This window comes from Mycobacterium sp. E2462 (genome assembly GCF_001672685.1).
Taxonomy (GTDB): Bacteria; Actinomycetota; Actinomycetes; order Mycobacteriales; family Mycobacteriaceae; genus Mycobacterium.
The window spans coordinates 1-8,345 of record NZ_LZKC01000400.1; the positions used below are offsets into that span (position 1 = coordinate 1).

Annotated in this window: 9 protein-coding genes; 4 read left to right on the plus strand and 5 right to left on the minus strand. The window is 70.2% G+C overall.

From position 1 onward, the window contains the following. The 5 genes from A5714_RS20650 to A5714_RS20670 form a co-directional block, all read right to left on the minus strand. Positions 1-713 (minus strand): ABC transporter ATP-binding protein (locus tag A5714_RS20650; RefSeq protein WP_156747419.1); only part of this gene is annotated, 713 nt, incomplete at its 3' end. A gap of 4 nt (positions 714-717) precedes the next feature. After that, positions 718-1,542 carry a carbohydrate ABC transporter permease gene (locus A5714_RS20655; RefSeq protein ID WP_156747420.1) on the minus strand — a complete coding sequence of 275 codons (825 nt, stop codon included), beginning with the start codon at positions 1,540-1,542 and terminating at the stop codon, positions 718-720. A 4-nt stretch (positions 1,543-1,546) separates the two neighbouring features. Beyond that, on the minus strand, positions 1,547-2,458 hold the full coding sequence (locus tag A5714_RS20660) for a carbohydrate ABC transporter permease (RefSeq protein ID WP_068288372.1): 912 nt from the start codon (positions 2,456-2,458) through the stop codon (positions 1,547-1,549). Between the two features lie 11 nt (positions 2,459-2,469). After that, positions 2,470-3,864: an extracellular solute-binding protein gene (locus A5714_RS20665; protein WP_068288375.1), complete on the minus strand. Its 1,395-nt coding sequence runs from the start codon at positions 3,862-3,864 to the stop codon at positions 2,470-2,472. An 11-nt stretch (positions 3,865-3,875) separates the two neighbouring features. Continuing rightward, positions 3,876-4,403: a general stress protein gene (locus A5714_RS20670; RefSeq protein ID WP_068069585.1), complete on the minus strand. Its 528-nt coding sequence runs from the start codon at positions 4,401-4,403 to the stop codon at positions 3,876-3,878. Positions 4,404-4,547: 144 nt separating this feature from the next. Between A5714_RS20670 and A5714_RS20675 the strand changes: the two genes are divergently transcribed. The 4 genes from A5714_RS20675 to A5714_RS20690 all read left to right on the plus strand — a co-directional run. Continuing rightward, positions 4,548-5,096 (plus strand): DUF4190 domain-containing protein, encoded by a 549-nt coding sequence (locus A5714_RS20675; RefSeq protein ID WP_068069584.1) that lies wholly within the window; start codon positions 4,548-4,550, stop codon positions 5,094-5,096. A gap of 75 nt (positions 5,097-5,171) precedes the next feature. Next, on the plus strand, positions 5,172-6,479 hold the full coding sequence (locus tag A5714_RS20680) for a magnesium transporter MgtE N-terminal domain-containing protein (RefSeq protein WP_068069582.1): 1,308 nt from the start codon (positions 5,172-5,174) through the stop codon (positions 6,477-6,479). Beyond that, positions 6,476-7,018 carry a DUF1003 domain-containing protein gene (locus A5714_RS20685; RefSeq protein WP_068288378.1) on the plus strand — a complete coding sequence of 181 codons (543 nt, stop codon included), beginning with the start codon at positions 6,476-6,478 and terminating at the stop codon, positions 7,016-7,018. The genes A5714_RS20680 and A5714_RS20685 overlap by 4 nt, the downstream gene beginning before the upstream one ends. A gap of 108 nt (positions 7,019-7,126) precedes the next feature. Further along, positions 7,127-8,345 (plus strand): lytic transglycosylase domain-containing protein (locus tag A5714_RS20690; protein ID WP_082959882.1); only part of this gene is annotated, 1,219 nt, incomplete at its 3' end.

The window sequence follows — 8,345 nt, forward strand, 5'->3', positions numbered from 1 at the left end:
GGATTCATCGGTTCGCCGGCGACGAACAGATTGGCGGGCTGGGCGTAGAGCTGCTCGGGCGTGCCGATCTGCTGGGCGACGCCGGCGTGCATCACCACCACCCGGTCGCCCAACGTCATGGCCTCGGTCTGGTCATGGGTGACGTAGACGGTGGTGGTGCCCAGCCGCTTCTGCAGCCGGGCGATCTCGCCGCGCATCTGCACGCGCAGCTTGGCGTCGAGGTTGGACAGCGGCTCGTCCATCAAAAACGCCTTGGGTTGGCGCACGATGGCCCGTCCCATCGCGACCCGCTGGCGCTGCCCGCCCGACAGCTGCGCGGGCTTGCGGTCCAAAAGCTCGGCGAGGTCCAGGATTTTGGCGGTCTCCTCGACCTTGCGGGCGATCTCGGCCTTTTTCATCTTGGCCAGCGTCAGGGGAAAGGCGATGTTCTGCCGCACCGTCATGTGCGGGTAGAGCGCGTAGGACTGGAACACCATCGCGATGTCGCGGTCCTTCGGCGCCCGCTCGTTGACGCGCTCGCCGCCGATCCGCAGCTCGCCCGACGAGATGTCCTCAAGGCCCGCAATCATGTTCAGCGTGGTGGTCTTGCCGCACCCGGACGGGCCGACCAGGATCAGGAATTCGCCGTCGGCGATGGTGATGCTGAGGTCTTGCACGGCGGTCGCGCCGTCGGGGTAGCTCTTGTTCACGTGATCCAGCACGATTTCGGCCATCGCGTTATCCCTTCACAGCACCCGAGGTGAGACCGGCGACGATCCGCCGTTGGAAGACCAGGACGAAGACGATGATGGGCACCGTGATGACGACGGCGCCGGCGGCGATCGAACCGGTGGGTTCCTCGAATTGCGAACTGCCGCTGAAGTTCACGATGGCGACGGGCGCCGTGATGGCCGCCTTGGTGGCGGTCAGCGACAGCGCGAGCAACAGGTCGTTCCAGGCGAAGATGAACACCAGGATGGCCGCGGTCACCACCCCCGGCGCCGCCAGCGGGACGATCACCCTGCGGAACGCCTGGGCCGGGGTGGCGCCGTCCATCTTGGCGGCCTTCTCCAAATCCCAGGGGATTTCGCGGAAGAACGCCGACAGCGTGTAGACGGCCAGCGGCAGCGCGAAGGTGATGTAGGGCAGGATCAGGCCCGGCCAGGTGTCGAACAACCCGACGAACCGTTCGATGTTGAACAGCGGCGTCACCAGCGAGATGGCGGGGAACATGGTGACCAACAACGTCGCGCCGACCAGCAGCCGCTTACCCGGGAAGTCCAGCCGGGCAATTGCATAGGCCGCCATCGCGCCGAGCAGCACCGCGATCGCGGTGGTGATCAGCCCGATGCCGACCGAATTGAGCAGCGCCGAGGTGAAGAATTCGCCGCGGAAGATGCCGCGGTAGTTGTCGAGGGTGATCGACGACGGAATCAGCTTGCCGTCCTTGACCATTGACGTCGGCTTGAGCGACAGGCTGAGGATCCACAGCACCGGAACGACCGCGTAAGCGACCACCAGGGCGTCGACGACGGTCCAGATGGTGGCGCGCCGAACGCGCACCCCGTCAGCGGCCATCGGCGACACCCCCGGCGGCCGACGGGTTCTGGCGGGCGCCGAAGACCTTGATGAAGAGCAGCGCGATGAGGCAGACGCACACGAAGATCAACACGCTGATCGCCGAGCCGAGGCCCACGTTGAACCCCTTGAACAGGTTGTCATAGCCCAGCATCGACACCGAGGCGGTGTTGTTGGCGCCGTTGGTGAGCACGTAGATGTTGTCGAAGATCCGGAACGCGTCCAGCGTGCGAAACAGCAAGGCGACGACGACCGCCGGCTTGATGATCGGCAGCGTCACCCGGGTCAGCCGTCGCCACGGCCCCGCCCCGTCGACCTGCGCCGCCTTCAGCAGGTCCTCGGGCACCAGCGCCAGTCCGGCCAGCAGCAGCAGCGACATGAACGGCGTGGTCTTCCACACCTCGGCCAGGACGACGATGCCCAACGACGGAATCTGCTGCGTCAGAGGCGCTTCGGTGAGCGCGGAGCCGCGTGGCAACAGGTTGGCCAGGTACCCCATCCCCGGCGTCCACGCGTAGTACCAGCTGTACGACGCCACCGCGGTGACGATGCCGTAGGGAATGAGCACGGCGGTGCGCACCAGGCCCTTGCCGATCGGGGTCCGGTGCATGACCAACGCCAGCGCGAGCCCGAGCGCGAACTCCAGCGTCACGGAGACGGCCGTGATCCCGAGCGTGACCGCCAACGCGACCCACCAATACCGGTCGGTCAGGATCGTCACGTAGTTGTCCACGCCCACGAAGGCGGTATCTTGGGGCGCGGCGAGGTTGTTGCGCTGCAGGCTCAACCACACGGCGTAACCGATCGGATACGCCGTGACGGCCAGCATCAGCAGCGCCGCGGGCGCCACCAGCAGCAGGCCCAGGCGCTGTTCGGGACGAAGGCGTTGGCGGGCAAGCATTTTCGATGCTTTCACGGCAATAACCCCTTGCCGTCGATGGCCTTTTGCACCTGCGCGGTGAGCTCGTCGGCCGTGCGGTCCGGGTCGATGTCGGTGATCGGGCTGAGCGTCGCGGCGAGCCGGATCGCGACCGCCTGGTAGGCCGGCGTCGCCGGGCGCACCGCGGCGTCGGTGAGCTGGCGCCGGATGATGGTGTACATCGGGTATTTCGCCTGGAACTGCGGATCGGCGTACAGCGACGTGCGCACCGGCGGCAGCCCGCCCTCGATCGAAACGTACTTCTGGTGGGCCAGGTTGCGCAGGCAGCGCACGGCCTCGAACGCCTCGGCGCGATGCCGGGTGGTGCTCGCCACGGCCAGGTTCGCCCCGCCGATGGTCACCTTGGCCGGGCGCCCCGGCGCCACCCCCGGGAACGGGGCGAACCCGAAGACCTTCTCGCTGGCCTCGTAGGCGATGCGGAACTGCCGGTCCGTGGGCACGAACGTGCCGACGTCGTTGATGCTGCCAGCCAGCCGGGGGTCGCGGTTGAGCGGCAGAAACGGCACCCCGCCCTTGACCGCGTTCTCCAGCATGGACGCCAGCACGAAGGGCCAGTTGATTTCCAGCGCGGCCCTGCCCTGCTCGACGGCCAACCGCGCCGTGCTCTCGTCGGTCCGGGTGATCGAGGGATCGGCCCCGGGGGCGGTGGCCACGGCCTTGAGGATGCGCAGCGCGTTGACGGTGGCCGCGCGGTGCGCGGGCGTGTCGGTCAGCGTGACGCGGCGGCCGTAGTCGGAGAGCACCTGGCCCCCGCCGCTGACCAGCAGGGTGTTGAACCACACCACCAGGCCTTCGCCCTCGTTCGCCTGCACCGCGATCCACCCGGGCTGCCCGGCGGCCCGCAGCCGGGCAGCCTCGGCGACCATGCCGTCCCAGGTCCGCGGCGGCTGGCGCACCAAATCGGGCCGGTACCAGAGTAATTCGGTGTTGGTGATGACGGGCGCCGCGTACAGCGCGCCTCGCCAGCGCGCGGTGGCCAGGGGCCCCGGCAGCGTGTCGGCCGCGGCGTCGCCGTCGGCGCGTCTCTCGGGGTCGTCGGAGAGCGGCAGCGCCCAACCCGCCTCGGCGAACTCCGCGGTCCACACCACGTCGAGCGCCATCACGTCCAGGGTGCGGTCGCGACCGGTCAGGCGGCGGGCCAGCTGCACCCGCTGCTCGCCGGGGGCTCGCGGCAGGCTGACCTGGCGGACGGCATAACCGAGTTGCCGGCTGCAATCCTGGGCGATGGCGGTGAACGTCGCGCTGTCGGCGGCCGGCGTGTAGAGGCTGATGACCATGGCCCCGCCGGCGGAGCACGCCGACGCCGCGGCGACGACCAGCGCCGCGACCGCGACGGCGCCCAGCCGGCGGCGCTTCGACAGATTCATACCCTCGCGCGTCAGATCGCCAAGCGCGCCAACAGGTCCCGCGCCTTCTCCGCGTTCTGCGGGTCGCACAGCACGTCGTAGCGGCCGGCCACCAACTGCATGGTCGAGCTGAAGTCCCTGGTGCCGCGCGCCATCGAGTACGGCACCGCGGAGGTGATCAACCCGAAGAAGACGCCCGCCACCAGGCCCGTGGCCAGCGCGCCCCAGGGGCTGGGGCTGAAGAAGCCCAGCACCAACCCGATGAACAGCCCCAGCCAGGCCCCGCTGAGCACCCCGCCGCCGAGCACCTTGGGCCACGTCAACCGGCCCGTCACCCGCTCCACCTGCATCAGGTCCACGCCCACGATGGTCACTTGCTCCACCGGGAACTGCTGATCGGAGAGATAGTCGACGGCGCGCTGGGCCTCGGCGTAGGTGGGGTACGACCCGACCGGCCAGCCGCGGGGCGGCGTCGGCAACTCCGGCACGCCGCGGCGGCGGCCCGCCGAGCCCGCCGGCGTCGCGCCGGGAACCTGCCCGGGCTGGAAAGGACTAGTCATGGCCACTTATTGTCCCCCGCCCGGGCCGTCGTTTCACCTCCGGGTTTCGGCGACCCGCGTCGACCGCCCCGCACCTGCGCAAACGCGGCGCGCGGCGGCCGCGCGGCGCCGCGCGTGGCGGCCCGGTGGACTAGGTTGAACACCATGACAGCTCCTGGCGGCGGCCCCGGTGAGGGCGCCCACGACGGTAAGGCCGACCCGCCGGCGTTCGAGCAGCCGGGCGCAGCCCCCGGCTGGCAGCCCCCGACGCCGCCGCCGGTCAGCGACTATCCGCCGCCGACGTATCCGCCGCCCGGCTACGCCGCCGACTACTCCGCGCCGACCTATCCGGCGCCCTACCCGCCGCCGTCATCGGGCTTCCCGCCGCCGTACCCCCCGCAGTTCGGCGGCGCCTACGGGCCGACGCCGCCCGGGGCCGGTTACTACCCGACGCCGGACTACCTCGGCGCCTACGGGCCGCAGGTCACGTCGGGCACCAACGCCCTGGCGATCGCGTCGCTGGTGGTGTCGTTCACCGGCGTGCTGTGCTGTCTGGGCTCGTTCGCGGCGATCGCGCTGGGCGGGGTCGCGCTGAATCAGATCAAGCAGACCCGGCAAGACGGCTACGGCCTGGCCGTCGCGGGCATCGTCATCAGCGTCGCGACCCTGGTGGTCAACATCATCGTCGTGATGTTCATGCTGCATTCGCCGTAATGGCGGTCCCGCGGAACCGCGACGCGCGCACCGCGGGGTCTGCCGTCGCGGCCGCGGCTGCCTAGGCTCTTGTCCATGGCATCGGTCAACAGGGTCTATGTCGCCCGGCTCTCGCGCATGTTGGTGCTGGGACCGCTCGGCGAATCGGTCGGCCGGGTCCGCGACGTCGTGATCAGCATCAGCATCGTCCGGCAGCAGCCGCGTGTGCTCGGTCTGGTCGTGGACCTGGCGACCCGGCGCAGCATCTTCATCCCCATCCTGCGGGTCGCGTCGATCGAGCCCAACGCGGTGACGTTGAGCACCGGCAACGTGTCGCTGCGGCATTTCGTGCAGCGGCCCGGTGAGGTGCTCGCGATCGGCCAGGTGCTCGACACCCAGGTCAAGGTCAACGACCCCGAGCTGCCGGAGCTGGCCGGCGTCGACGTCGTCGTCACCGATCTGGGCATCGAACAGACCCGCACCCGCGACTGGATGGTGAGCCGCGTCGCGGTGCGCACGCACCGCCGGCTCGGGCGGCGCGGTCCCGTGCACGTGGTCGACTGGCAGAGCGTTCAGGGCCTGACCCCGTCGGCGTTGGCGATGCCGGGCCAGGGCGTGGCGCAGCTGTTGGACCAGTTCGAGGGCCGCAAGCCGGTCGACGTCGCCGACGCCATTCGCGGGCTGCCCGCCAAACGCCGCTACGAGGTGCTCAAGGCGCTCAACGACGACCGGCTGGCCGACATCCTGCAGGAGTTGCCGGAGCTCGACCAGGCCGACGTGCTGTCCCAGCTGGGCACCGAGCGCTCGGCCGACGTGCTGGAAGAGATGGATCCCGACGACGCCGCCGACCTGCTCGGCGTCCTGAACCCCACCGACGCCGAGATGCTGCTGACGCGGATGGATCCCGACGAATCGGCCCCGGTGCGCCGGCTCCTGAAGCACTCGCCGGACACCGCGGGCGGCCTGATGACCTCCGACCCGGTGGTGCTCACGCCCGACACCTCGGTCGCCGAGGCGCTGGCCCGGGTCCGCGACCCCGACCTGTCCACCGCGCTGTCGTCCATGGTCTTCGTGACGCGCCCGCCGACCGCCACCCCGACCGGTCGCTACCTGGGCTGCGTGCACCTGCAACGGTTACTGCGCGAGCCGCCGGCCGACCTGGTCGGCGGCATCGTCGACAGCGAGCTGCTGACCCTCAAGCCGGAGACCCCGCTGGCCGCGGTGACCCGCTACCTGGCCGCCTACAACCTGGTGTGCGGGCCCGTCGTCGACGACCAGAATCACCTGCTGGGCGCGGTGACGGTGGACGACCTGCTCGACCACCTGCTACCGCACGACTGGCGGGTCGACATGCAGGAACTAGACGCCGCCGGCCGGCACGAGGGTGTGGGGGAATCCGCGTGAGCAAGTCCACGGCGCCGCGAGGGTTGTACACCCCGCGGACGTCGCGCCGGTTCTCGCCGCGCCTGGACCCCGAGACGGTGGGGCAGTTCACCGAGTCGATCGCCCGGTTCTTCGGCACCGGCCGGTACCTGCTGCTGCAGACGATCGTGGTGGTGGTGTGGATCGCGATCAACCTCTTCGCCGTCGCCGCCCGCTTCGACCCCTACCCGTTCATCCTGCTGAATCTCGCCTTCTCCACCCAGGCCGCCTACGCCGCCCCGCTAATCCTGCTGGCCCAGAATCGGCAGGAGAATCGCGACCGGGTGGCGTTGGAGGAGGACCGCCGCCGGGCCGCACAGACCAAAGCGGACACCGAGTTTCTGGCCCGCGAATTGGCCTCGCTGCGCCTGGCCGTTGGCGAGGTGGTGACGCGCGAATACCTGCGCCACGAGCTCGATGACCTGCGGACTTTGCTCACCGAGCTGAGCCCGGAAACCGCCGATTCGGACACCGTCCGCGACGGCCAAGCGGCGATTAAGACAACTAAGAAATCGGGCTGAGAAGCAGTTCGGCCATTGCGCCACTCGCGTCACAAGAGTTATGTATGGTGATCTGGTTCACCGAGCTCCGCAAACGGTGAACGCAGCTCACACACCTAGGACGGTCGAGTGCGCATTGGGGGAAGCCGGGGTGTCAGCCCGGCCGCCGCGACGGAGCGGCAACGGGCACTTCGTGTTACGCGTTCGCCGGCATTCGGCGTCGCAATTCTCACGCCATTGATTTTCGCGGGGGCGGTCAGCGGCGCGGCACCTTCGTTACCGCAGCGGCTGCCGCCGGTGCACGCCTCGATCACCCCGGTGGCCGCGGTGTCGCCGACGGTTCCCGACCTGTCCGGGCCGACGGTCGTCGCAATTGACCGCTCGCCGACGGCTTTTCACGTCGCCGAACCCGCCCTCTCCGCCCCGCCGCCGGCGATGATCGTCAACGCGCCTGGCGCGCTTGGCATTCCGAGCATCGCGCTCGCGGCGTACCGCAACGCCGAGCAGAAGATGGCCGTGGCCGCCCCGGCTTGCGGCGTCAGCTGGAATTTGCTGGCCGGTATCGGGCGCATCGAATCGGGCCACGCGGGCGGCGGCGCGGTGGACGCGCGCGGCACCGCAGTGGTGCCGATCTACGGGCCCGCCCTGGACGGCACCCTGCCCGGCAACGAGGTGATCGTTGCGAGCAGCGGCGCCGGCAGCCGCGTCACCTACGCCCGGGCGATGGGACCGATGCAGTTCCTGCCCGGCACCTGGGCGCGCTACGCCTCCGACGGCAAGGGCGACGGCGTCGCGGACCCGCAGAACCTGTTCGACGCCACCCTGGCGGCCGCCCGGTACCTGTGCAGCGGCGGGTTGAACCTGCGCGACCCGTCCCAGGTGATGACCGCGATCCTGCGCTACAACAACTCGCTGCCCTACGCGCAGAACGTGCTGGGTTGGGCGTCGGCGTACGCGACGGGCGTCGTCCCGGTCGATCTGCCGCCGATGACCGGCCCGCCGCCTCCGCTCGGCGACGCGCATCTCGAGCACCCCGAGGGGCTCGGGCCCAACCTGCCGATGAACATCAACGGCCTGCCCTCCGACGATCCGCTGGCGCGCACGCCGCTGATCGACCTGAGCAACCCGCAGGTCAGCGGGCCGCCCCCGCTGTTCCCCTGGATGGCGCCGGCGCCGCAGCAGGCCCCGGGCCGGATGCCCGGCTGCACGGTGATCTGCATCGGGTCGCATACCCCGCCGCCGCCGGCCGCCACCCCGCCATGGGGACCGCCGCCGCCGGCCAATCGGTGCCCAACGAGATCCGGCCGCCCGCGTCGAGCACATCCTTGGGCCGGTAGAGCAGGTCCCG